24 protein-coding genes are annotated in these 24561 nt (G+C 38.7%); 7 read left to right on the plus strand and 17 right to left on the minus strand.

All coding sequences use genetic code 11. From position 1 onward, the window contains the following. Positions 1-166: 166 nt before the first annotated feature. From NQ782_RS09210 to lpxO, 7 genes are all read right to left on the minus strand, one after another. Complete coding sequence (locus NQ782_RS09210; protein WP_000171257.1) at positions 167-778, minus strand: alpha-ketoglutarate-dependent dioxygenase AlkB; 612 nt, start codon at positions 776-778, stop codon at positions 167-169. Beyond that, entirely contained in the window at positions 775-1629 is an 855-nt protein-coding gene (locus tag NQ782_RS09215) for a methylated-DNA--[protein]-cysteine S-methyltransferase (RefSeq protein WP_001178151.1), read from the minus strand. The genes NQ782_RS09210 and NQ782_RS09215 overlap by 4 nt, the downstream gene beginning before the upstream one ends. Before the next feature lie 122 nt (positions 1630-1751). Beyond that, entirely contained in the window at positions 1752-2339 is a 588-nt protein-coding gene (gene pgsA / locus NQ782_RS09220; RefSeq protein ID WP_000206941.1) for a CDP-diacylglycerol--glycerol-3-phosphate 3-phosphatidyltransferase, read from the minus strand. Positions 2340-2457: 118 nt separating this feature from the next. Continuing rightward, a complete protein-coding gene (locus NQ782_RS09225) occupies positions 2458-3252 on the minus strand; it encodes a thioesterase family protein (RefSeq protein WP_057093299.1) in 795 nt (264 codons plus the stop codon). 120 nt (positions 3253-3372) lie between these two features. Next, positions 3373-5172: an excinuclease ABC subunit UvrC gene (gene uvrC / locus NQ782_RS09230; RefSeq protein WP_012300759.1), complete on the minus strand. Its 1800-nt coding sequence runs from the start codon at positions 5170-5172 to the stop codon at positions 3373-3375. Between the two features lie 133 nt (positions 5173-5305). Then, positions 5306-5836 carry a peptidoglycan hydrolase gene (locus tag NQ782_RS09235; RefSeq protein WP_000929595.1) on the minus strand — a complete coding sequence of 177 codons (531 nt, stop codon included), beginning with the start codon at positions 5834-5836 and terminating at the stop codon, positions 5306-5308. Between the two features lie 172 nt (positions 5837-6008). Continuing rightward, positions 6009-6923: a lipid A hydroxylase LpxO gene (lpxO, locus tag NQ782_RS09240; RefSeq protein WP_057093295.1), complete on the minus strand. Its 915-nt coding sequence runs from the start codon at positions 6921-6923 to the stop codon at positions 6009-6011. Between the two features lie 572 nt (positions 6924-7495). Between lpxO and fadB the strand changes: the two genes are divergently transcribed. Continuing rightward, a complete protein-coding gene (gene fadB, locus NQ782_RS09245; protein ID WP_000580938.1) occupies positions 7496-9649 on the plus strand; it encodes a fatty acid oxidation complex subunit alpha FadB in 2154 nt (717 codons plus the stop codon). Positions 9650-9661: 12 nt separating this feature from the next. Next, a complete protein-coding gene (gene fadA / locus NQ782_RS09250) occupies positions 9662-10834 on the plus strand; it encodes an acetyl-CoA C-acyltransferase FadA (protein WP_057093761.1) in 1173 nt (390 codons plus the stop codon). A gap of 44 nt (positions 10835-10878) precedes the next feature. Here the strand turns inward: fadA and NQ782_RS09255 are convergent, their stop codons facing one another. Together NQ782_RS09255 and NQ782_RS09260 are read right to left on the minus strand one after the other, a co-directional pair. Further along, positions 10879-11370: a hypothetical protein gene (locus NQ782_RS09255; protein ID WP_057093760.1), complete on the minus strand. Its 492-nt coding sequence runs from the start codon at positions 11368-11370 to the stop codon at positions 10879-10881. A 237-nt stretch (positions 11371-11607) separates the two neighbouring features. Further along, on the minus strand, positions 11608-12255 hold the full coding sequence (locus tag NQ782_RS09260; protein WP_086230934.1) for an alpha/beta hydrolase: 648 nt from the start codon (positions 12253-12255) through the stop codon (positions 11608-11610). A 71-nt stretch (positions 12256-12326) separates the two neighbouring features. On the opposite strand from NQ782_RS09260, the gene NQ782_RS09265 reads away from it, so the two are divergent. Further along, positions 12327-12692 (plus strand): MerR family transcriptional regulator, encoded by a 366-nt coding sequence (locus NQ782_RS09265; protein WP_001046659.1) that lies wholly within the window; start codon positions 12327-12329, stop codon positions 12690-12692. 21 nt (positions 12693-12713) lie between these two features. On the opposite strand, the gene NQ782_RS09270 is transcribed toward NQ782_RS09265, so the two are convergent. After that, positions 12714-13472: a hypothetical protein gene (locus tag NQ782_RS09270; protein ID WP_001255246.1), complete on the minus strand. Its 759-nt coding sequence runs from the start codon at positions 13470-13472 to the stop codon at positions 12714-12716. Positions 13473-13649: 177 nt separating this feature from the next. Between NQ782_RS09270 and NQ782_RS09275 the strand changes: the two genes are divergently transcribed. From NQ782_RS09275 to NQ782_RS09285, 3 genes are all read left to right on the plus strand, one after another. Next, on the plus strand, positions 13650-14354 hold the full coding sequence (locus NQ782_RS09275; protein ID WP_001261850.1) for a DsbA family oxidoreductase: 705 nt from the start codon (positions 13650-13652) through the stop codon (positions 14352-14354). A 358-nt stretch (positions 14355-14712) separates the two neighbouring features. After that, a complete protein-coding gene (locus tag NQ782_RS09280) occupies positions 14713-15852 on the plus strand; it encodes a hypothetical protein (RefSeq protein ID WP_000846676.1) in 1140 nt (379 codons plus the stop codon). A 121-nt stretch (positions 15853-15973) separates the two neighbouring features. Further along, positions 15974-16876, plus strand: a complete 903-nt coding sequence (locus NQ782_RS09285) for a hypothetical protein (RefSeq protein WP_057093763.1) — start codon at positions 15974-15976, stop codon at positions 16874-16876. An 83-nt stretch (positions 16877-16959) separates the two neighbouring features. On the opposite strand, the gene htpG is transcribed toward NQ782_RS09285, so the two are convergent. The 5 genes from htpG to NQ782_RS09310 all read right to left on the minus strand — a co-directional run bounded on the left by htpG (position 16960) and on the right by NQ782_RS09310 (position 22845). Beyond that, on the minus strand, positions 16960-18879 hold the full coding sequence (htpG, locus tag NQ782_RS09290; protein WP_001294937.1) for a molecular chaperone HtpG: 1920 nt from the start codon (positions 18877-18879) through the stop codon (positions 16960-16962). A 102-nt stretch (positions 18880-18981) separates the two neighbouring features. Continuing rightward, a complete protein-coding gene (locus NQ782_RS09295) occupies positions 18982-19335 on the minus strand; it encodes a lysozyme inhibitor LprI family protein (RefSeq protein ID WP_001080202.1) in 354 nt (117 codons plus the stop codon). Positions 19336-19519: 184 nt separating this feature from the next. Beyond that, entirely contained in the window at positions 19520-20110 is a 591-nt protein-coding gene (locus NQ782_RS09300; RefSeq protein ID WP_023897394.1) for an OmpW family protein, read from the minus strand. A 327-nt stretch (positions 20111-20437) separates the two neighbouring features. Next, a complete protein-coding gene (locus NQ782_RS09305; protein WP_000994938.1) occupies positions 20438-21862 on the minus strand; it encodes a Na+/H+ antiporter family protein in 1425 nt (474 codons plus the stop codon). Between the two features lie 104 nt (positions 21863-21966). Beyond that, complete coding sequence (locus NQ782_RS09310) at positions 21967-22845, minus strand: alpha/beta fold hydrolase (protein WP_171251944.1); 879 nt, start codon at positions 22843-22845, stop codon at positions 21967-21969. A gap of 117 nt (positions 22846-22962) precedes the next feature. Between NQ782_RS09310 and NQ782_RS09315 the strand changes: the two genes are divergently transcribed. Further along, positions 22963-23460, plus strand: coding sequence for a DUF4442 domain-containing protein (locus tag NQ782_RS09315; RefSeq protein ID WP_000996189.1), 498 nt, complete (start codon positions 22963-22965; stop codon positions 23458-23460). A 28-nt stretch (positions 23461-23488) separates the two neighbouring features. Here the strand turns inward: NQ782_RS09315 and NQ782_RS09320 are convergent, their stop codons facing one another. Next, positions 23489-23845: a YMGG-like glycine zipper-containing protein gene (locus NQ782_RS09320; protein WP_001034851.1), complete on the minus strand. Its 357-nt coding sequence runs from the start codon at positions 23843-23845 to the stop codon at positions 23489-23491. A gap of 213 nt (positions 23846-24058) precedes the next feature. Continuing rightward, the gene (locus tag NQ782_RS09325) at positions 24059-24424 is read right to left on the minus strand and encodes a hypothetical protein (protein ID WP_000738603.1); all 366 of its coding nucleotides are present in this window, start codon (positions 24422-24424) and stop codon (positions 24059-24061) included. Positions 24425-24561 lie beyond the last annotated feature (137 nt).

Genomic DNA, 24561 nt, shown 5'->3' on the forward strand with positions numbered 1-24561 from the left:
CTTACACTTTGAAGCATTGAAAATATCCAAATATTCTCATATTATGATTTTAGCACCTATTGATGATTCTTTTCATCAGCAGCTCATCAATAGTAGGCTCTCCCTCAGAGGAATAAGCTCATGTTGCCATCATGGGCTTTTTTCTTGTCTAATTTTTAGAAAAAACTTATGAAAATTTGAACTGACGAAAAGTCAGGTTAATCCGTGGTTGTAAAATCTTGGTTGAACGATTTAAACGGTGTTGCCAATATTGTTGAGTCTCACCACGCATCACAATAAGTTGACCCGGTTGTAACCACATCTCAACTTTTTCTTTAGTTTGAATATGCCTAAAAGAGAACTTTCGCGTTGCTCCAAAACTTAAAGAGGCAATTGTAGTGGTTCTGGCTAAAGACACATCCGAATCACTATGCCAAGCCATTCCTTGAGTTCCGTCTTCATAAAGATTTGCCAAGCAAGAATTAAATTTTTCTGAAAGGATCTGCTCTACTTGCTGTTTTAGCTGAGCAAGTGCTTTGTCCCACGGTAAAGAATCACGAAAGACACCAGAATATTTATATCGATAATGCTCATCTCCATACCAAGCAACTTTACGAGGTGTTATAAAGTGCTTGCCATATAGCTTCGCTTCATCATGTCGCCACGCCAAATGGTGGTACAAATAATGAAAATATTGTTCAGCTTCTTCGGCAGTTAAAATACATCCATAATCCTGAACCTCACCATCATAAGGCAATAAGTTTGAACAAGGTTCTGGAGAAAATAAATCTAGTGTCATGCAATCTCCCCTTGCTGCTTAGCCATCTCCCAAGCTAACAATGCCAGTTTACGCCCTTTTTGCCAATGGTACTCACCGACCATTCCTGTTGCGCGAATGACCCGATGACATGGAATTAAATACGCAATCGGATTTTGGCCAATTGCTGTAGCCACTGCTCTGACTGCCTTAGGTTTTCCAATTTGCTCAGCAATATCTTGATAGGTTCGTAACTGTCCTTCGGGAATAGTAAGCAGTGCCTCCCATACTTGTAGCTGAAATGGTGTTCCTGCAAGATTAAGCGGTAATTTCTGCTGTAAATGTTCTGAGAAATCTTGTCTAAACCACTGTGCAATCTGTTGATGCCAAATCGGAGAGTGATTTTTTAATTGAGCTTTCGGAAAATACTGTTTAACGATTTCTTGTATGTTATCACTGTGATCAACAAAGCGAACAGAACAAATCCCTTTATCACTACTTACTACCAATAAGTCACCAAATGGACTCGTTTCAACTGAATAATTCAGTTCAACGCCATCACCTTGCTGCTTGTATTCACCAGGGGTCATCCCTTCAAGCTGAATAAACAAATCATGTAAACGACCCGTACCCGACAGTCCAGTATTTAAAGCCGTATCTAATAAACTACGTTGCTGCATTAAATAATATTTTGCTTGCTGCAAGCTCATATATTGCACAAACTTCTTAGGGCTAATGCCTACCCATTCTTGGAACTGCCGCTGGATATAACTCGGGCTTAAATTCATATATGTAGCGACATCTTCTAAGCTTGGTTGCTGGTCTAGATGTTCATATAAATATTCAATAATTGTGGCAATCGCAGCAAATTGCCGAGAAGAAAGCATTTGCATCTGTCACCTCCTTAGTACCCAATCTTACTTTAAAGTAGCCAAGACCCCATGACGACCCGATTCTTGCACTTTCCAATAAAAAAGCCTTTCGCAAGGAAAGGCTTTTGAACATCTTCTTAACTTTATGGCTGCTTTAGGTATGGCCATGCAGCTTTTAAATAAATAAACATTGACCATAAAGTCAAAATAACGGCGGTATATAACAAAGCATAGGCCAATACTTCTAAAGGCTGCCAATTCAACAGGAACACGCTAATCGCAATCATTTGAAATGCAGTTTTATATTTACCCACTGTTGATACAGCTACACTGGTCCGCGCGCCAAGTTCTGCCATCCACTCACGTAAAGCAGACACAGTAATTTCCCGTGAAATAATAACAATTGCAGCGAAAGCCATCGCAATTGTCGGTTTCCACTGCACTAAAACAATAAGTGCAGCTGCGACCATAAGTTTATCTGCAACCGGGTCTAGGAAACGGCCGAATGCTGAAGTCTGGTTTAAAGTTCGTGCTAAATAGCCATCAAACCAGTCGGTTACGGCAGCCAGCACGAAAATAGCCGTTAAGATAATATGACGTGTCATACTTCCTACGTGCTCACCAATACCTATTGCAGGCGGCCAATATGCAATCACCAAAAATACAGGAATAAGCGCAATACGCGCCAAAGTTAGGATATTTGGGATATTCAGGATTCGCCCTGTGGTCATAAACACCGCCAATTTAGTCTTCACGCATCTTTTAACAGACAAAGACACATACTTCAATATTGTATCTATCTGTAACAGCCACTTTATACGAAATATGTGAATCGAGAAAGTAGATTACTTAGGTAAATACCGTAACAGTTTGCCGCAAGATTGCAATTAAATGATTATTTTGATCCCAAAGATATGCATATTCTGTGGAGTACCCCTCAGCTGCATATTCAGTAGTTACTTTATATTTAAACCAGTCACACAACTGGTGCCGAACTGGATGAACATAAGTAATATGCCATGATAAAGAACTTGCAGGTGCAACTTGCTTAAACATAGGCAAAACACCCGGTGGCCAAATATCCATAAGAACAATCAAATCAGATAATGTCATTTGACGATTCGCATGCTGCTCTGGTGAGAACCTTGACCAGCCACCAAAGTCGGGGTGTTTACTTCCCGTTACCGGATAATTCCCCTCAGCCCAACAGACTTCAAAATGCTGAAAGCATTCAGGCATATGTTTCGCAAAAGGAATGACAGATAAGTTTTCAGGTGGCACATAAGCAGGGACGACTGGCTCTTGCTTTACCTCAATACTCGATGCACGAGAAGCCCCAAAACTTGCAACCAAAATCGTTTGTACTGCATCATCTTGCCATAAACGTGCTTCAAGCGTAGTGACTGACTTTCCTTCTCTTAAAACTTCAATAGTCAATCGGGCAGCGCCTTGTTGTACAGGGCCTACAAAAGTAACACTACAACTTAATAATCTTTTATTTGAATCTTGAATATAGGAGCATGCCTTTTGCATTAATAACCCAGCAACAAGGCCACCAAAAACGGTGCGGCCCTGTAACCATCCTGCAGGTATATCAAACCATTCATTTTGTTTTACATCTTCCCATAGTTGCAGTAATGACATTCATATCCCTAAATCATGCGCATGATTAAGAAATATCTTTCATCATTTTGACCAATATGTGAATGATCATTCAGCTATTAATTTACGAGCGCTTTTGTCACTCATCTTCTCAAGATATGACTACTCATGCAAAATTTTATAAATCGTTCTTGCCATCACTTCACCTAAGCCCGGCACGACTGTCAGTTCTTTTTCAGATGCTTTTAAAACACCTTGAATCCCACCAAAATGTGTTAATAAATCTCGACGGCGTTTAGGTCCTAAGCCCGGAATTGCTTCTAAAACTGAGGTGCTACGGCGTTTATCACGTTTAGCGCGGTGTTTAGTAATGGCAAAACGGTGAGCTTCATCACGCACCTGTTGAATCAAATGTAGCGCCTTACTATCTTCAGGTAACTGGATTTTTGTGCCATCGGTAAAATGAAGCGTTTCAAGCCCCGGTTTACGGCCTTCACCTTTCGATACACCTACCATAAAAGCTTCTAACCCAAGCTCTTGCATTACTTCCATGGCCATATGGAGCTGGCCTTTACCACCATCAATTAAAAGCAGATCTGGTAACATTGCCTTTTTATAGCGACGCGTTAAAGCTTGGCGCATTGCTGCATAATCGTCACCCGCAGTAATATCTTGAATGGCAAATTGGCGATAGTCCCGTTTACGTGCTCCACCTTGGTCAAACACTACGCATGATGCGATCGGTGCTTCGCCCATGGTATGACTAATATCAAAACATTCAATCCGATCAATTGGACGGCCAACTACCTGCTCAAGCTGGTGGAAACGCTCATTGAGTTCTAAGTGGTTACTCAACTGCCCTTTAATTGCATGTTGAACATTCATTTCGGCAAGTTCTAACCATTCAGCACGTGTTTCTCGTACACTGCTCTTAATCTGGACTTTCTTTCCAAACTGCTGTGCTAAGGCTTCTTCTAGCTCTTTACGGTCAGGTAAGGCAGTATTCACAATCAGTTCGCTTGGTACTTCATCGGCAACCTGAAAGTAAAAGTTTGCCATGAAGTCACTTAGCATTTGACCAAGGTCATCGCCTAACATATCAGGGAAATAGCTTTTACCTCCCAACATACGTCCGTTACGTACATGCATAATCTGCACACATGTCACGCCAGCCTGATAGGCAATTGCCAAAATATCAGCTTCACCTTTCACTTTGAAAACAGCTTGCTGTGCTTGTACTTCGCGAAGTAAAGACAACCGATCTCGATAAAAAACCGCTTTTTCAAATTCAAGATCTGCCGCTGCCTGCTCCATTTTCGCAATCAGTTCCTGGTTTAACTCTTTGGTATCACCTTGTAAGAAACGAATACTGTTATTCACATCTTCTTTGTAATCTTCTGGTGAGACCAAGCCTACACACGGAGCCGAACAACGTTTGATTTGATATTGCAAACATGGACGTTTGCGCTGTGAAAAGTAACTATTTTCACACTGACGGACATTAAAAAGCTTTTGTAAAACCAGTAAGGTATCTCGGGCACTATAAGCACTTGGATAAGGCCCAAAGAATTTACCAATTTGGTGCTTACCTTTGCCACGTCCACTGGCAATTCGCGGATAAGGTTTATCTGCCGATACAAAGATATAGACATATGACTTATCGTCACGCAGCATAATGTTATAAGGCGGACGATGTTGTTTAATTAAGTTTTGTTCTAAAAGCAGCGCTTCGGTTTCTGAACGCGTAACTAGCGTTTCAATATCATAAATTCGAGCGACTAAAGCTTGAGTTTTCGGATGCTCAATGGTTTTAACAAAATAACTCGACACCCGATTTTTTAGATTTTTAGCTTTACCAACATATAACAACTCCCCCTCTTTCCCTAGCATCTTATAAACGCCTGGAAGTTGGGTCAGATTAGCTAAAATTTTTTCAATATGGGGACGAGCGTTTTGATTCACTATTGGCATACATGGCTTAATATTGAATACCTAATGTGATGTTTTCACCTTTACTTTTCAAGTGCTTTACTGTGCCAGAACCTAAATTTGAAAAGGGATAGGGAACTAGCCCGACAAAGTGTGTCGTACTTCCTTAAGAGTCGAGGCGATAGTAACTATATTTCACATCTTTTTCTTTATAGACCGCATAGGTTTTTTGACGGAAATCAGAGAACCAGCCATTGCCTGTGTAACCTGCAATATGCCCGTAAGTATGACCACTGGTACGTTCGATAATATAAATATCCCCTTCTTGAGGACGATTAAATGCCGGCTTGATTTTCTTATAACCATTCTTTTCTAAGGTGTGCCCCCAGTCAGATGCAGCTACAGGATGCTTTGATACATCTGCACCCGCAGCTTGTAAGGCAATGCGAATATTCTTGGCACATTTTTCTTTACTGTGCTTTGCAGACATACTTTCAAGCTTACTTGAGAACTTATGTAGATCAATATTTTGATCTTCCGATTTATGTCGTTTAGAAGCCGATCGATGAAGTTTTTTATTTCCCGAAGAAGCTTTGCTTAACATCGCTTTCGTTTTTAAGTCACCTTGAGAACTTTCTTCTTTTCTCACTTTGATATGGTGAACATATGCATGAGCTGCGTGATGAGCATGAGCCATTGTAAAACCTACTTCCGCTAACCAAGTCTTCGAAAAAACCGCGCCATTGTAGAATCAAAATTATCTGTTGGCTTTTAATAGTTGTAACAAATTGCCAGCACTGTGAAATGAGTCACAAAATTAATTTGTCGTTTTTAATACCTATAAAAAAACGCCCTTTCGGGCGCTTTCATTAAAACACGTATGGTCGAACAAAAATCAGGAAGAAAATTCCAAGCATGAGGAACCACTTCAAGAAGTAATACAATTTACGGTTTTTAGCTTTTAAAGCTTTAGCTTTAATACGAATTTGGTAAACATAACCAAAGGCTTTATTTAAGCCCCCTGTTTGGTCACCAGTTTCATTCGGTGAACTTGCCGCAGTCATCACATTACGACCAAACCAATGGTTGAAACGTTCCATCCATTTTACTTTCATTGGACGTTCAACATCGGCAAAGAAGATGATACGGTTTTGATCGGTCTTATTTTCAGCATAGTGAATATAAGTTTCGTCAAACACGATACTTTGACCATCACGCCAAGAGTATCTTTCACCATCTACGTCAATGAAACAACGGTCATCATTCGGAGTAATCAGACCTAAATGATAACGGAGTGACCCCGCATATGGATCACGGTGTCTGACCAAACGGCTGTCAGGAGCAAGCTCTGTAAACATTGCCGCTTTAATGGTTGGTAATGTTTTGAGTAAAGCCGTTGTTTTTGGGCAAAGCTCAGCAGCAGAAGGATGGCTTGATTCATACCACTTGAGGTAAAAACGTTTCCATCCTGTTTTAAAGAACGAGTTAAAACCTAAGTCGTTATAGGTACTTGATGCTTTAATCCCACCTTGATCATATAAAGCTTTCGCTTCATCTCGAATCATTTCCCAATTTTCATCTAACACTTTTAAATCTTTAAAGTGTTGAGTGTCGATATAGGGTTGATTCGGTACCTTTGAAAAGATGTACATTAAAAAGTTAATCGGTGCGAGCAAGGTTGAATGGTCAAAAAATTGACGATAAAACGAGTGACGCACTTTGCCGCGATGTTGGATATACAATGCAGATATCACAAAAATCGCTAATATGATCCACTTAATCATATTGCTACTCTTTCAAAGTTTAGGGCAACCTTACCTTAATTTTCTAAGGTAATAGCAACCGGAAGTTTATTTAATTGTCGCAAATTTTAACAAAATTGACTTATAAAAAGCGAATGTAAAAAATTAAACATTGTATTTCGGAAAATTAAGAGGCCTTAATATAAAAAAAGTGCTTAATTTGTTATGGTGATCATTCATTAGAAAATTGTGTCTTTGTAGTCGACTTTTTTAGACATTACCCCAGAACAATTGACCTTTTTGACAAGAAGTGAATAGGATAAAATTCTCATTTTTTATATAAAAAATTAAAGATTTATACTTTTTATAAATAAAAACTTAAATTAAAACAAAAGCCTTTACTCAGCAGCTATCTCTATGATTTTCTTTATGCATTTAATTGGTATGAATTCAATTAAAAATAAGATGACCCTTGCGTCACGGCTTGATACAACTTGTCGGGTTCTTTTTAGATATAGTTATCGTAAGATTAGCGAAGCATAAATGTGTACCGGAGCTGTACACACGCTTCATAACATCAACTTAGAAATCCTCCAAAACTAAGGAGATCAGGCATGATCCACGCTGGCAATGCCATTACCGTCCAAATGCTTGCGGACGGAATTGCAGAATTCCGCTTTGACTTACAAGGTGAGTCGGTCAATAAATTCAACCGTGCAACAATTGAAGATTTCAAAGCTGCTATCGCGGCTGTAAAAGCTAATAACGATATTAAAGGCTTAGTTGTTACCTCGGGCAAATCTACATTCATTGTTGGTGCAGATATTACCGAATTTGGTCAAAACTTTGCACAAGGCGAAAAAGCGATTGTTGACTGGCTTATGCCTGTTCACGAAATCTTCAATAGCTTTGAAGATTTAGACCTTCCAAAAGTTGCTGCTATTAACGGCATGGCTTTGGGTGGTGGTTTTGAAATGTGTTTAGTTTGTGACTATCGCGTGATGTCAGAAGCTGCACAAGTCGGTTTACCAGAAATCAAACTCGGTATTTACCCTGGTTTCGGTGGTAGTGTTCGTTTAAGCCGTCTCATTGGTATTGATAATGCAGTTGAATGGATGGCAATGGCTACTCCAAAGAAACCGGCTGCTGCACTTAAAGATGGCGCTGTAGATGCTGTGGTTGCTGCGGACAAATTACTTGACGCTGCTACTGATCTGGTTAAGCAAGCGATTTCTGGTCGTTTAAACTGGAAAGCAAAACGCCAAGAAAAACTTGAAGCTGTAAAATTGAACCCACTTGAACAAATGATGGCGTTCAACACAGCAAAAGGTGCGGTACTTGCTAAAGCAAATCCTGCTCAATACCCTGCTCCAAAATTATTACTTGATTCATTACAAGCTGGTGCAAGCCTTGCACGTGATGAAGCGTTAAAAGCTGAGGCTGAAGGCTTTGCCAAAGCAGCCGTAACTCCTCAAGCTGAAGCATTAATTGGTTTATTCATTAATGACCAAGTTGTTAAAAAAGCATCTAAGCAACATGAAAAAGGTGCTCATCCTGTAAACCAAGCTGCTGTACTTGGTGCAGGTATCATGGGTGGTGGTATTGCTTACCAAGCGGCAAGCAAAGGCACTCCAATCATCATGAAAGATATTGGTAACCCACAACTTGCATTAGGTATGAAAGAAGCAAACAACTTGTTAACCAAGCAAGTTGAACGCAAGAAAATGAAACCTGCGCAAATGGGTGAAACACTTGCTCGCATCCGTCCTACTTTAAGCTACGAAGAGTTTAAAGAAGTTGACATCGTGATCGAAGCGGTAACTGAAAATCCAAAAGTAAAAGAAATCGTACTTGCTGAAACTGAGAAAAATGTTCGTGAAAACACGATCATTGCTTCGAACACCTCTACCATTTCAATTACACGTTTAGCAAAAGCATTACAACGTCCTGAAAACTTCGTTGGTATGCACTTCTTCAACCCAGTTCACATGATGCCACTTGTTGAAGTTATTCGTGGTGAGAAAACTTCTGAAGAAGCAATTGCAACTACGGTCGTGCTTGCTCAAAAAATGGGTAAAACACCAATCGTTGTAAATGACTGCCCAGGATTCTTGGTTAACCGTGTATTGTTCCCTTATTTCGGAGCATTTGACCTTCTTGTAAAAGACGGCGCAGATTTCCAGCAAATTGACAATGTAATGTCTAAGTTCGGTTGGCCAATGGGTCCTGCTTATCTGATCGATGTTGTAGGTATCGATACAGGTGTACATGGTGCTGAAGTGATGGCTGAAGGTTTCCCTGACCGTATGAAGCCAGACTACAAAGGCGCGATCGAAGCAATGTACGAAGCGAAGCGTCTTGGTCAAAAGAATGATGTAGGTTTCTACAAATACGAACTCGACAAGAAAGGCAAGAAAGCAAAAACTGTTGATCCAACAGCGTATGAAGTAATTGCTCCATTCGTAACTGGCGAAAAACGCGAATTTGATAACCAAGAAATTATTGACCGTATGATGCTTGCTCTTTGCAATGAAACTGTTCGTTGCTTAGAAGACAACATTGTAGCGACTGCGTCTGAGGCAGACATGGCAATGATTATGGGTATTGGTTTCCCTCCATTCCGTGGTGGTCCATGCCGTTACATCGACCAAACAGGTGTTGCTGAATACGTTGCACTTTGCGACAAATATGCCCACTTAGGTAAGGCTTATGAAGCGCCACAAATGTTGCGCGACATGGCTGCTAACAACAAAAAATTCTACGGTTAAGGAGCGACGTGAATGGCTACTTTAAATCCACGTGACGTTGTGATTGTTGATGGCGTTCGTTCTGCCATGGGCAAATCTAAAAACGGTATGTTCCGTAATGTACGTGCCGACAGTTTATCTGCTGAACTTGTACGTGCGCTCGTTGCCCGTAACCAGTTTGATGTAAATGAAGTTGAAGACCTGATTTGGGGCTGTGTAAACCAGACCCTAGAACAAGGTATGAACATTGGCCGTAATATCGGTTTATTGGCTGGCTTACCTAAAACTGTGGCTGGTCAAACAGTTAACCGTCTTTGTGGTTCTTCTATGCAAGCGATCCACACTGCGGCTGCACAAATTGCAACAAACCAAGGTGATATCTTCATTATTGGTGGTGTAGAGCACATGGGCCACGTAGGTATGATGCACGGCATCGACCTTAACCCTGAAGCATCTAAACACTACGCTAAAGCATCTAACATGATGGGCTTAACTGCTGAAATGTTAGGTCGCATGAACGGCATTACCCGTGAAGAACAAGATGCGTTCGGTGTTGAATCTCACCGTCGTGCTTGGGCTGCAACTCAAGAAGGCCGTTTCAAAAATGAAATCATTGGTATTGAAGGCCACGATGCAAATGGCTTTAAAATCCTTTGCGACATCGATGAAGTGATTCGTCCAGATGCAAACCTTGAAGCGTTCAAAGCATTAAAACCTGTATTTGACCCTAAAGGTGGTTCAGTAACAGCAGCAACATCTTCTGCTCTTTCTGATGGCGCTTCTGCAATGTTGCTTATGTCTGCTGAACGTGCACAAGCATTAGGTTTAAAACCACGTGCCGTGATCCGCTCTATGGCGGTTGCTGGTTGTGATGCAGCAATCATGGGTTATGGTCCAGTTCCAGCAACTCAAAAAGCGCTTAAACGTGCTGGCTTATCAATTGCTGATATCCAGACTGTTGAGTTAAATGAAGCATTTGCTGCACAAGGCTTGTCTGTTCTTAAAGGCTTAGGTCTGTATGACAAACAAGACATCGTGAACTTAAATGGTGGTGCAATCGCTCTTGGTCACCCACTAGGTTGTTCAGGTGCACGTATCACCACTACGTTGTTAAACGTAATGGAACAACAAGATACTCAAATCGGTCTTGCAACGATGTGTATCGGCCTTGGTCAAGGTATCGCAACAGTGATCGAACGTGTTTAATTAACACCAAGATAAAAAAATCCCCGCTCAATGCGGGGATTTTTTTATCGACCTTTTAAACCATCTTGAATTTGCTGCTGTAATTTCAAAATATCATCTAAATTTACTTTCATCGTACCCTCACGATAAGCATCGACATTACTTCGATTAATATTCAAATCTTTTAACATTACAAAGATACCATTGGTTGGATCAGAAGATTGGATTCCACCCGCAACAGCTAGAATATATTCTCGTAAAAATGGAGAAAGCTGAGACAAGTCTGGCTGTGCCATGACAGGTTGATAGTCTACTGTCGTCATACCTTCAGGGACAAAAGCATTCTGTATATCGTTATGAGTTTTATACTCACGATGTTGTAGAGCCTGACGCACTTTTTTATCTTCTTGAAATGGGACAAAGCCTACTTCTTCACGTAGCTCAGATTCGGCCATAACGCGAATTGTAGGTAAAGTAGCCACTTCTTCTGCTTGAACAGTTGGTAAACCCATAAAAGCAAATACAGCAATGAAGGCTGATTGTTTTAGAAAGTTCATAACTTGCTCCCAAAATCAGTCACCCTACGCGAACTCAAAATGATGACTAAATAAAATGTTCTATAAATAGGCTACAACAAAGTCATTTTTGATTCAGTAATGCTCAGATAAACGGTAAATATAATTAAAATTTTTAATGTAATAGTCAGGGATTTTTATCCATAGAAAACTGAATATATAGAATCACCCTATAAATTAAATATAACCATTTATAGGGTGGGATTTATCTTATAAGTTTTATTCACTTTCTAACATTTCTTTTAAAGAATTGACTAATTGCGGAAATTCCGTATAACCTTCCCGACCTAAAAAGTGCCCACCATTAGGAACGGTAATATAAGGCGCATCAATATCCTTAGCCAATTGAATCGTTAGTTGTGGTGGAACCAAATCATCATTATCAGATAAATAAACCAGCTTTTTCTTTATGTCACGGAAATAGTTGGTGTCGACTTTACTCTTTGTTATATAAGGACTAAGAGGTGAAGAGTCTGAAATTGGACCAGAGAATCCGGATACTAAAATCATTCCTCCAATATTTTGATAATCATGTCTTTGTAAAAAGTGTAGCAAGGTAATTACCCCTAAACTGTGGGCAACAAAATAAGTATTTTCATTAACTGCAGGAATCTGCTCATCTAATACTTTCTGCCAAGCATCGACGTCCGGATGCTCAGAATCTGGAAATGGTATTAAAGTAACAGTTGTATTTTCCTCTTCTATTTGATGTTTTAGGTCCAAAAACCAATGATCTTTAATAGAAGCTGAGTAACCGTGAAGCACAAATATTTGACGCATGTTCTTCTCCTGTAATTCAAGGGTTTTGGCATTTGTAACAAATGACATTAATCCGAATATCACCAATAAAATGAGTTTTCTAATCATTGAACAAGTACCATTTTGAAATATAAAAACATGCTAAACTATGACACCACTGTTAAGGTCAATCCTATTTTATGAACTTAGCTAAAGTTTCCGAGCTCACGAAAGTAAGCCCACGTATGCTGCGGTATTATGAAAATTTAGGGCTTATACAGCCTCATCGAACCAGCAATAATTATCGAAGTTATACGCAAAAAGATATTGAAAATATTAAGAAAATTAAAATATTAAATGATGCAGGTATGAACCTGAAAGACATTCATGTTTTATTGCCATGTTTTGATTTAGATGAACGGGTATTTACGCTGTGTCCAGTGGTTCAAGAAAAACTGCAAACAGAACTTAAGCATGTGTCCGATCAGTTAAACAAACTGCAAACTTCTCAAAGTTTATTACAATCTTTCTTGGCAAAAGGAAAAGCTGAGAGCACCAATATTTAAAAAGTGATGCTCCTCCTGTCGCTATTCTTTTAACTCCCCTTCTAAGGCAGCTACATTCTTTTTCTTAATTTTTTCAATTTTTGCATTAAGTTTTAAAACGTCTTGATACAGTGCATTAAACTTTTTGACCTGAGCATTTTCATGGAAAAGTATCATCTGATCTTTCTTTTGCCATGGATAAGTTTTTAAAAGCTTAAACATTTCTTCTGCTTTATCTAAAATTTGTAGCTCAATCATAAAAATTGCATGGTCCTGATCGGCTTTTTGCTGAGCTCCTAATTTTATTTCGAGGATTTGTCTCATCTCTTTATCAACAGACAGTTCCTGAATTTTTGCCAAGAAGGTTTTATGAATTTTTTCATATTCGGATTGATACTTATCTGAAGCTCTGCGAACATCGGCTAACATTTTTTCGGTTTCAGCATATTTTTGTTTTTTATCATGATCTAAACGGTCAACATTTAAGAACGTATCCCATTTCGCCGCTTTTAATTCTCTTAAATATTCATTACGTGCGTTCACATTTTGGACCCAATAACTCAAAAGAAACTCTGAGACTTGTTTGTAGTGTCCTGCCAGCCGTTTATCGTGAATATCAAGTTGTACAGGTTTAGTCCAGTCTTGGGCCTGATCATAAAGCTGATTCATTTTTTCAGTCATTACCACATCAAACATTTGACTGCTATCTTTGGCTTGCTGCTGTTTTATATGTTGATAGGTAAAAAAAACAATACTCGTAATAACAACCAGACTTGCAATTGCAATCAAAACTCGGCGCATAAACACCTCCTATTTCCATTCTTATAGTTTTGCTCTTTATAGTTATAAAATAGAGCTTATAGTTCTTTATATGCCATTTATTTCACAATACGCAACACTCTATTCTCCATTCAATGCTTTAAATCCGTGTACATCATCCCTATTATGATGGGTAAATTATATTTATGAGATTCTCCCATGCGTGTTGATGTCTGGTCTGATGTAGTATGCCCTTTCTGCTATATCGGCAAAAAACGCCTTGAACATGTCGCTGCCGAGGCAGGTATCGAGCTTGATATTCACTGGCATAGTTTCGAACTAGATCCTGATGCTCCCGCAAAACATGACACTTCAAATACTGAGCGTTTAGCTAAAAAATATGGCCGTACCTATGAAGAGATGGAAGAAATGGAACGCAACATTGCGGCCATGGCTGCTTCTGAAGGTATTGACTTCCAATGGCAAAAAGCCAACTCAGGCAATAGCTTTAATGCACACCGTATTATCCACCTTGCACAAAGTAAAGGTTTAGGAAACGAAGCAAAAGAAGCCTTTTTCCATGCTTATATGACTGAAGGTTTAGCTATTGGCGAACGCGAAGTTGTAGAAGAAATTGCTTCTCGTATTGGCCTTGATAATGCCGAAGTTGAATATGTACTCGATACAAATGAGTTGGCTGACTTTGTTCGTCATGATGAAAAAATTGCACATGAGCAACTCAATGTAACTGGCGTACCTTTCTTTGTATTTGACCAAAGAATCGCACTTGCAGGAGCACAACCTCGTGAAGTGTTTTTACAAGTACTAGAACAAGCACAACTCAAGGCAAATGCTGAAAATATCGAGCAAGATGACGCAGCTGTTTGTAATGATGAAACATGCGATATTCCACAAAATAAATAGGCTTAACGATAAAGTGTGAACGAGTCGTATGTTTTATCACCATTTTAGCAATAGAGCGTTCTAAAAAAAGAACTATTCAATTGTTTAAAATCGGTTTATGATTGCGGCTTAGAATATTCGCGCTGTAATGTTCTGTTTTTTATGTGTTTAATGATCGGAATTTGAAGTTTCCTTGATCAAAAACTCCCCCTAGTTTGGGGGATTTTTTTTGCTTAAAAATTCTCGCTAATAGCTTAAACTTTTTAATTAATTTCAAATATGTAAGAAAAGTTAAATTTACTTAAGTTTTGTGTCGTCCTCTTGATTTTATTAGAAAAATCTACAAAAGTGACAATAACAACAAAACATAAAGATAGATATGAAAACATTTCACATCATTACATATCGGCAGCTTTTTGCCCTTTTGACCTTAGGATTTGGTTCAGTATGTATGGCTCATGCAGAAGTAAATTCTTCCTCAACCCAACAAGTAAACGGTTTGTCATCTGGAGCACAAGCCGAAGAAAATAAAGATGAAAATCTTTTAGACCAAATTCCAAGATGGATTGATGCAACCCCAACGATTTTCCCGGAGCAGTCCAACGAACCGATTGTTCCACCAACCGAGCAAACCGAAGATCAGACTTGGTTTGACCGTAAACAAAAGAAAATCCGTAATTGGGCCGATCGTACATCTGGAAAAATTGATAATTGGTTTGGTGAAGTTGATCCACAAAAACCCGCGTCAGCCACCATTCGGGTCATGATCGATAACTATTGGAATGAATATGATAATTATGAAATCAAGCCCAGAATTCGCGGTAAGATTAAATTACCTACTCTAGAGAAGCGTTTAAGTGTGGTATTTGGTGATGACTCTTTAGATGACGAATTTAATAATAGCCCAGCCAATATCAATCAAAACCCAAATCAAGATCCAAATAAAAAGTTAGATGGTAAACGAACTCGAGATGACAACAGCTCAATCGCATTACGTTGGTCAAATTTCTCGAAAAAGCTACCTTTTGAAACAGACGCTGACTTAGGTATCCGTTCTGGCGATGATATTTATGTCCGTTTAAAAGCATCAAGAGACTGGCAGCTCCGTAATGATTTTAAATTTTATGCAGAACAAATTTATCGTTATGGCATAGATAGTGAAAACTACTTACGTACTAATCTTGAACTCACTCATGCTCGTCCAAATCAGCCGATCTTATCAAACCAGTTCAGCTTAACTTATGCCGATGATCAAGACGATGATTTGACATGGGAAAACCGTCTTTTCCGAGAACATAGCTTCTTTGCAAATAACCGTTTTAACTATGGTATTTATACAGGTGGCTACTACAATGACAACGATTTACGTTTAAACAGTTGGGGACCATTTGTATCCTGGCGTCAGCCTGTTTTACGTGAATGGTTCTTTGTACAAGGCGACCTCAATTACTTTAATGACCATCGTGAAGATCGCAACCATTATGTGAGCACATTCTTACGATTAGAAGCCCTTTTCTAAGCTTAAAAATCACCTTGGGTTCCCCATCCAAGGTGATGAATAATAAAATACTTTTAAATAAAAATTTAAGCTTTTCTTCTTACAATAACGAGCTAATTTTTGATTCCTGATCTTCAGAAAAATGAATCAATTCTCTTCTTTTTCATTTGAATACAGATCTACTGCCTTACTTTGCATTTATAGCTTAGGTATGTTGGTTTTAATTCCTCATATACAGCTTTTTCCTACTTCTTTGAAACACTCACGCTCTACAAGGCGAACCCTGTATTCGTCTGTGGTTACTCTCAAAACAAAAAGTCAGTCTGTATCTTTTTTACATTCACCATGCGAAGTAGTACCAAGTCTTAGTTCAGATACCGCACTTATTCAGGACCTGATGGCTGTATTTGGAAATGATACGTTATGGAGTCGCGCAGCCCAACGCAAACATCCTTATAAAACCTTTGGCAAGGTCAAGAAGAAAGCTTCAACTCTTCATGTTTCAGAAAATAATCCGCTCACAGCAAGTTGGAATACCATTTCAACCTGGATGCCGTTTGAAAATGATCTTGATCTAGGCTCAAACTCGGAAAGTGATGTTTATGTACAATTTCTTGCCAAGAAAAAATGGAATTTACGACATAACATTAGTCTAGATACTGAGCAAATTTTCCGATATGGTTCGACCAGCCGGAATTACACTGAAACGACGCTGAACCTAACTCAGAAAATACAAGATAACACATTATTTTCCAGTACATTTAATGTAAATAAGAGTGGAAAAGAAGATTACAACTGGGGGAATTGGACTTTCCAACAATTTGAATTTGTAAAAGATAATCGTCTGACTTACGGTATTTATAGCGGTGGTGTATATGCCAATAACGATATCCGCCTAAATAGTTGGGGGCCTTATATTTCATGGCGTCGACCGATATGGAGAGATTGGATTTTTATGCAAAATGATCTTAATTTCTTTAACCATCTTGATGATGACCCCAAGCATCAGCTCAGTGTCCAAATGAATCTAGAAGCTAATTTTTAGACAAAAACCATCAAATTGTGGATAACTCTTTCTTTATCCACAAAAAAGCCCCTGATAATTCAGAGGCTTTTTCTATTACAAAATTATTTTAGCAACAAGCTATTAATGCGCTTCACATAAGCTGCCGGATCTTCCGGTAATCCACCTTCTGCAATCACCGCCTGATCAAAAATCACATTCGCCAAATCATCAAATTGTTCTGAACCTTCAAGTTTTTTCACTAAAGGATGCTCAGGGTTAATTTCTAAAATTGGCTTGATTTCAGGTACGGCTTGCCCTGCTTGTTTGAGCATACGAATAAGTTGAGGAGACAACTCGCCTTCACTAGTCACTAAACATGCCGGAGAATCTACCAAACGAGTCGTTACACGGACTTCTTTGGTTTTAGCCTTCAATGAGTCACTTAATTTCTCAACAACAGGTTTAAACTGTTCAGCCGCTTGCTCAAGTGCCTTTTTCTCTTCAGCATCTTGCAAGTCACCTAAATCAACTGCACCTTTAGATACATTCTTCAATGGTGTACCGTCAAACTCGTGAACAAAGTTCATTGCCCACTCGTCAACACGCTCTGCCATTAATAATACTTCAATGCCTTTTTTCTTAAACAACTCCAACTGTGGAGAGTTCTTAGCAGCAGCTAAACTTTCAGCAGTCACATAATAGATAGCTTTTTGGCCTTCTTTCATGCGTGCCTTATAGTCCGCAAAAGAAGTTGTTACTTCATCATTTGTTGAAGTTGCATAACGTAATAATTTTAAAATACGTTCGCGGTTACCGAAGTCTTCACCCAAACCTTCTTTAAGAACTGAGCCAAACTCAGTGTAGAACGTTTTGAATTTTTCTTGGTCTTTTTCATCTTCAGATTTAGCTAAGCCATCAAGCAAAGTGAGTACACGGCGTGCGTTACCTTCACGGATTGTCTTAACATCACGGCTTTCTTGCAACAACTCACGGCTGACATTAAGCGGTAAATCAGCGCTGTCCACTACACCTTGTACAAAGCGTAAATAGTTTGGAATTAGATTGTCCGCATCATCCATAATAAATACGCGTTTTACATACAGCTTAATTCCTGCTTTTGCTTCACGTGTAAAAATGTCATGAGGTGCTTTACTTGGAATATAAAGTAACTGGGTATATTCCGTACTACCTTCTACACGGTTATGTGCCCATGCAAGCGGAGCTTCAAAATCGTGAGTTAAGTTTTTATAGAACTCAACATATTGCTCTTCAGTCACTTCACTCTTGTTACGTGTCCATAGGGCACTTGCCGAGTTAATTGCTTCCCACTCATCTGTTTTGACCATTTGGCCGCCTTTAGGCTCCTCACCTTCAGCAGCTTCCTCTTCTTGCCAAACTTCTTTTTGCATTTCAATTGGCAAGCTAATGTGGTCAGAATATTTATTAACGATTTGCTTAACTTTATAAGACTCTAAATAATCAAGAGCATCATCACGTAAGTGAAGAATGATGTCAGTACCGCGTGAAGCTTTATCAATTTGTTGAACTTCAAACTCACCTGTACCACCACTAATCCAACGCACCCCTTCAGAAGCATCTAGACCTGCGCGGCGTGATTCAACCGTAATTTTATCGGCAACAATAAAACCTGAGTAGAAACCAACACCAAACTGACCAATTAACTGAGCATCCGCTTTCTGGTCACCCGTCAATTTTGACATGAAATCTTTAGTACCTGATTTTGCAATGGTACCCAAGTTATCAATGGCTTCTTGTTGGCTTAAACCAATACCGTTATCAGAAATCGTTAAAGTTTTATCTTCTTTATTTAAACTGATTCGTACATGTAAATTAGGGTCATTTTCATAATATTCAGGATGATTAATTCCTTCGAAACGCAATTTATCACATGCATCTGATGCATTAGAGATAAGTTCACGTAAGAAAATTTCAGGGTTTGAATAGAGAGAATGCGTCACTAAATGTAAAAGCTGTGCTACTTCCGCTTGGAAACTATAATTTTGTGATGCTTGTTCACTCATAAATCACTCCTTAAATTTTGAAGTCTGTTTGTTCTCGAATGCTTTATGAATGGAGTACTTCTAGAATTTTTCAATCCTGAATATTAAAAAATTTTACTCTAATTAAAATGGTCCATGGCTTAAGACCCTATCTTGTAAAATAGTGTCTAGTTGTTTTTGTCTTTGCTGATATGCCTTAGAAATACAACTCACATTAGCTGCACAAGCATTTCTTTTTTTCAGCCATTGCTGCTGTGTATCTTTTTGATTATCACGTCCACCCATTGGTAGTGCATGTAAAACAATTTGATATGTCGTTGCCATTTTGACATCGGCATCATTTAAAGATCGGTTCTTACAAATACTGAGTTCAGTCTTTGTTTTTGCAGCATTGCAAGAGAAACTAGCAGCTTGCAAACTATGCGTAAAAGCTAAACCACTAAAAAGTGCTAGCCCCATGGCAAATTTTCTATTCATCATGTTATTCCTTTAAAAATGTATAAAAAATAGTTTAGAAATAAAGAGCGGTAAAATATGTATAAAACTGTCTATTTTATGCGTTTTTTAGTGAGAACCATGAAATAAAAAACCTCACATAAAAAGCTATGTGAGGTGCCTGAATCTAGGTTTATTATTATATTCTTTCTATTTATTATTATGCTTAGAATTTATAGCTATAACCTAAAGTGTAAACAAACGGGTTTATATCTAAATCAAACTTATAATTAGCTACTGAAGGATCAATTGTTACCTCTGGACTAATATCTGCATAACGAACATCTACAAATACTCCCCAATTTTTAGCATCAGCAGGTTGGAAATTAAAACCAACTTGGCCAGCGATACCAAAATCTTCTTTAACTTTTACAGCAACACCTTGTTCATCCCAAGGAATAAATGCTGTTGCCCCGATACCAATATACGGTGTAAAACGAGTCGAGTTTTTAAAATGATATTTTGCTGTAATTGTTGGTGGTAATTGTTTAATACGCGCTTTTTTTTCGCCATTGAGCAATACATCGTGATTAATAGGTGTTGCCAATAATAATTCTGCCGAAAATGGAGATTGACCAAAAAAGTATTCTACTGATGGAGTAAATGCATATTCGTGGTCCGCCTTTACTACACCTAAAGGTGTTGTTGTATCTTCCGATGGAGCAATAACACTACCCCCAAATTTTACTTGCCAATTACCAGCAAAAGTAAATGAAGACACCCCCATTAATGCAATAACTAATGCTTTTTTGAACACTTCAATATCTCCAACCTTATTTATATTTATAATAAACATTTATTTTAAATTGATGCAACACCCATTATAAAATTATTTTTATATTTATTTTTAAGTAGCTGTTTTAAATAAAATTATATATCAACCAACTATTTTAATTGGTTTTTTATTCCAACCTAATTAATCAGAATTATTTTATATAACCAACCTTTTTAATAAACTTTAAATCCCGAGTATTTTAATATAGTTTATTCTAAATACATGTTTTGTTTATACCACAAAAAAACCTCCTTAATCATTATCTCTAGATAAAAACTAAGGAGGTCTTTATTTAATATTTTATAAAAATTATAAAACCATGGCTGCAATCCAACCAAAAATTAATAGCGGAATATTAAAGTGAATAAATGTTGGTATCACAGTATCCCAAATATGGTCATGTTGCCCATCTACACCTAAACCTGCTGTTGGTCCTAAGGTAGAATCAGAAGCCGGAGATCCAGCATCACCTAAAGCAGCAGCTGTCCCGATAAGCGCAATTGTCGCTAATGGTGAGAAACCGAACTGGACACATAAAGGTACATAAATAACAGCTAATACAGGAACACTTGAGAAAGATGAACCTATACCAATCGTGACAAATAGGCCAATACAAAGCATTAAAAATGCAGCAAGCGCTCGGTTATCACCAATGATTTCTACCACACCTTTAACCAACTGGTTAATATCTCCGGTATGAGTCATAACTGAAGCAAAACCAGCAGCAGAGATCATAATAAAACCGACTAGAGCCATCATTCTCATGCCTTGTACAAAGACATCATCTGCATCTTGCCATTTAAAAATGCCTGCCGTAGAAAGCACTGCAAAGCCCACTAAACCACCCAAGATCATTGAGCCGGAATAAAGCTGCGCAACTAAAGTGAGTCCAATAGCCAGTAAAGCCATAAAAATTGTTTTTTTAGCAATAACAGGGCCTTGCTCTGCCTCATGTTTAAGTTCTTCTGCGTCTGCTTTTAAGTCTGCTGTTTCATCTTGTGCAGTTGCACGAAGAGGTTTATCTAAATCAATTGTAGTTACAGGGCTTATCGAACGGTCAGCATAAATTCGTGGCTTACGGTAACTGATAAATACCGCAACCAAGGTGCCTAGAACCATTCCCAAAACTGGAATTGCCATACCAATAGGCATCATGCCACGTTCTACATGTAAGCCATAAGCAGCACCAATCTTGTTGATATTTCCCATCAAAATCTGTTCAAGGAAAATCGCACCAAAGCCAACAGGTAAGAAAATATATGTCCCAACTAAGCCTAGCGTAAGTACACAGGCTGCGGCGCGGCGGTCTAGTTTTAAATGGTTCATGACTCGTAATAATGGTGGTACAAGTACAGGAATAAATGCAATATGAACTGGAATAAGGTTTTGAGAGAAAATAGCTGCGATCAGTAAAATACCTAAGAGTAAATATTTCACTTTAGTTTCTCGGCTTTTCCCCGCTTCCATTCCCAATAAACCAATCAGTTTATGGGCAAGTAAATCAGGTAATCCAGATTTTGAAAGTGCCAGAGCAAATGCCCCTAACACTGCATAGGCAAGTGCAACTTCAGCACCATCACCAAGACCAGCGTTAAAGGCTTCAACAGTTTGAGAAAGGCTTAAACCCGCTACGAGGCCGCCCACAATGGCAGAAACCACTAAAGTCAGTACGACAGAAACGCGCGCCAGTGATAATAAGAACATCACTGCAATCGCAATAACGACAGCATTCATGAATAAGTTCAGAGCAAAACAAAAGGCGATATTCTACCAGATTCACCTCTATGAAGCCGAAAATATCGCCGAATTACCAGTTTTGTATATTAAACAGTCACTTATTAGCTCTGCGAGTCAATAAATTGGCGAATATGAGCTGCCACTTTTTCAGCCTGACTTAAAATCGCCCAATGATTTGCTTCAAGCTCAACATATTCGAAGATTTCAACCCATTTTGGCATCGCTTCTGTAATATATTCGGGGCTGACAAAAGTGTCGTACTTTAAAATAATTGCTTTAACTGGACATTGCGCATAACGCTGACGAGGGCCAGTTAAACGTGGAATAAAATTCGCACGATATAAGTTAATACCGTATTTCCCATCTGAAGAAATATTACTATTTAAAGGCAAATTATCTTTTCGCTCTAAGTCATTTAAGATCTTACCCCACTTCTCTGGACTAAACAGCGACCATACAGTTGGAGCAATTAGCGGTAAATGGAATGCTCCGATATACCATGATTTTGTGAGTATTTTTAGGATCTGTGCAGGTGATGTTTTGAACTTCTCTCTTAAGAAAAGTGCCGCATGATCCAAACATGGACCGGAAATTGTTGTATAAGAGAGTAAACGGCCTTTAAATTTAGGTTCTGTTGCAGATTCCCAAGACTGAATTGAACCCCAATCATGCGCAGCCATATGGAACTGTCGATTTGGGATTACCTCATCTACGACTTCCTGCAAATCTAAAGATAAACGTTCTAAACGGTAATCCCGTATCCGTTTAGGAATAGATGATAAGCCTGCTCCACGGACATCATAAGTCACAATATAAAAATCATTGATTAAATGCTCAATGACCGATTCCCATACTTCCTGATTATCTGGATAACCATGCACTAACACTAATGGAATATTTTTCTCATCACCCCAAGCTTTGGCACACAGGGTTTGTCGATCACTTGTCGTTACGGCATAAATCTTTGGCTGCATAATCATTTCCTATTTTGTTTTTCAATCGATCATGTCGTTAATCGGATAAAGCATTGCCATCAATATAAAAAAGATGATACTTATCTAGTATGACCAGTGTTGCAATAAAAAAAATTGACTATTATGGCTATTTTAAAAAAACTTCAGAACATTCCTTCAATTTCCAAATTCTTATTTAACCATTATCCACCTTACCGTGGAGCTGGTATTCATATTGAAGTCATGAATTTAGAGCTCTGTCATGTTCGAGTAAAAATGCCACTTACTTGGAAAAATCAAAATCTGGTAGGCACTCACTTTGGCGGAAGCCTTTATTCAATGGTTGACCCCTTTTATATGTTGATTCTTATGCATCATCTCGGATCAAAATATATTGTTTGGGATAAAGCAGCTGAAATTAATTTTTTATCACCTGGCCGAAGTACCGTTTATGCTGACATTCGCGTTGATTTAGCAGAAATTGAACAAATTCGTGAACTTGCCGAAAACTATGCTCCTGTTCTTAGAACATATCATTTAAATATTTTCGATGAATCAGGTGTGAGAATTGCTGAAGTCCAAAAGACACTTTATATCCGACGTAAAAAAGCAAAGCCTTCTACTAATAAAATAAGCGCCTGAAGGCGCTTATTTTTCATTTCACTTATTTTTATTTCTTTTCTTCAATCGCAGCACCAGCACCGCCGCCGATTGCGCCACCAATTGCAGCACCTGTATCACCACCTATGATTGCTTTACCAACGACCGAACCAATACCTGCACCAATCGCACTCTTGGTTGTAGTTTGTTTACTGCCACCTTGAGTATTAGAACCCACACCTGCACCTACCGCAGCACCTAAGCCTGCACCGATACCACCACCAACATGGTTACCAAGACCACCACCCAATGCACCACCCGCTGCTGCTGCACCAATACGCTGGTCAGACGGACTCATATTTTGACAGCCGGTGAACATAACTGTAGATAATATGACAGTAGATATTAAACCAATTTTTTTATTCATGACCGTACTCACTCCTTTGGGCTTTAATCAAAGCATAGTCTTCTTTTATGGGGAATTTGATCAGTTTGTGTTATTGCACTGTCGTAATTAATAGATATTTTGTAAAGCCAATTTATGCACAGTGATGAGTTAAATTTTCATCTTTTAAAAACAGATAAAAAAGAAGCTCTTAATGAAATAAGAGCTTCTTTTTTAATATAGTTAGAGGTAGTTTTAGTACTTACCTTTTTTCTCTTCATAGGCTGCACCAGCACTACCACCGAGTGCTCCACCTGCAGCAGCACCAGCGTCACCACCAATCACTGCACCCCCTAAGATTGCCCCAACACCTGCACCAATCGCACTATTACGTACTGTTTTACTGCTAGAGCCTTTAGCATTAGCGGCAACACCAGCACCAAGCGCTGCTCCTAAACCTGCACCAATATTACCGCCTATATGTTTACCTACGGCACCACCTGCACCGCCACCGATAGCTGCCGAACCAATACGTTTGCTTTCTGGGCTAGCATTTTGGCAACCTACAAATAGAGTAGTTGACATTAAACCAACACCTGCAATCATCATCATTTTTTTCATTAAAGCTACTCCTCTACTCAGTTGCGCCTAGAATAGTATGCTTTCATGGAGGGTTTTCCCCCATTAAGTAATAAATTAAGAGTGCTTTAATAGACTTTTTGTAAAAATGGCTTATTTTTTCCACAAAAAAGGCGCCC

Source organism: Acinetobacter sp. BD54, assembly GCF_044778325.1.
Classification (GTDB): Bacteria; Pseudomonadota; Gammaproteobacteria; order Pseudomonadales; family Moraxellaceae; genus Acinetobacter; species Acinetobacter baumannii.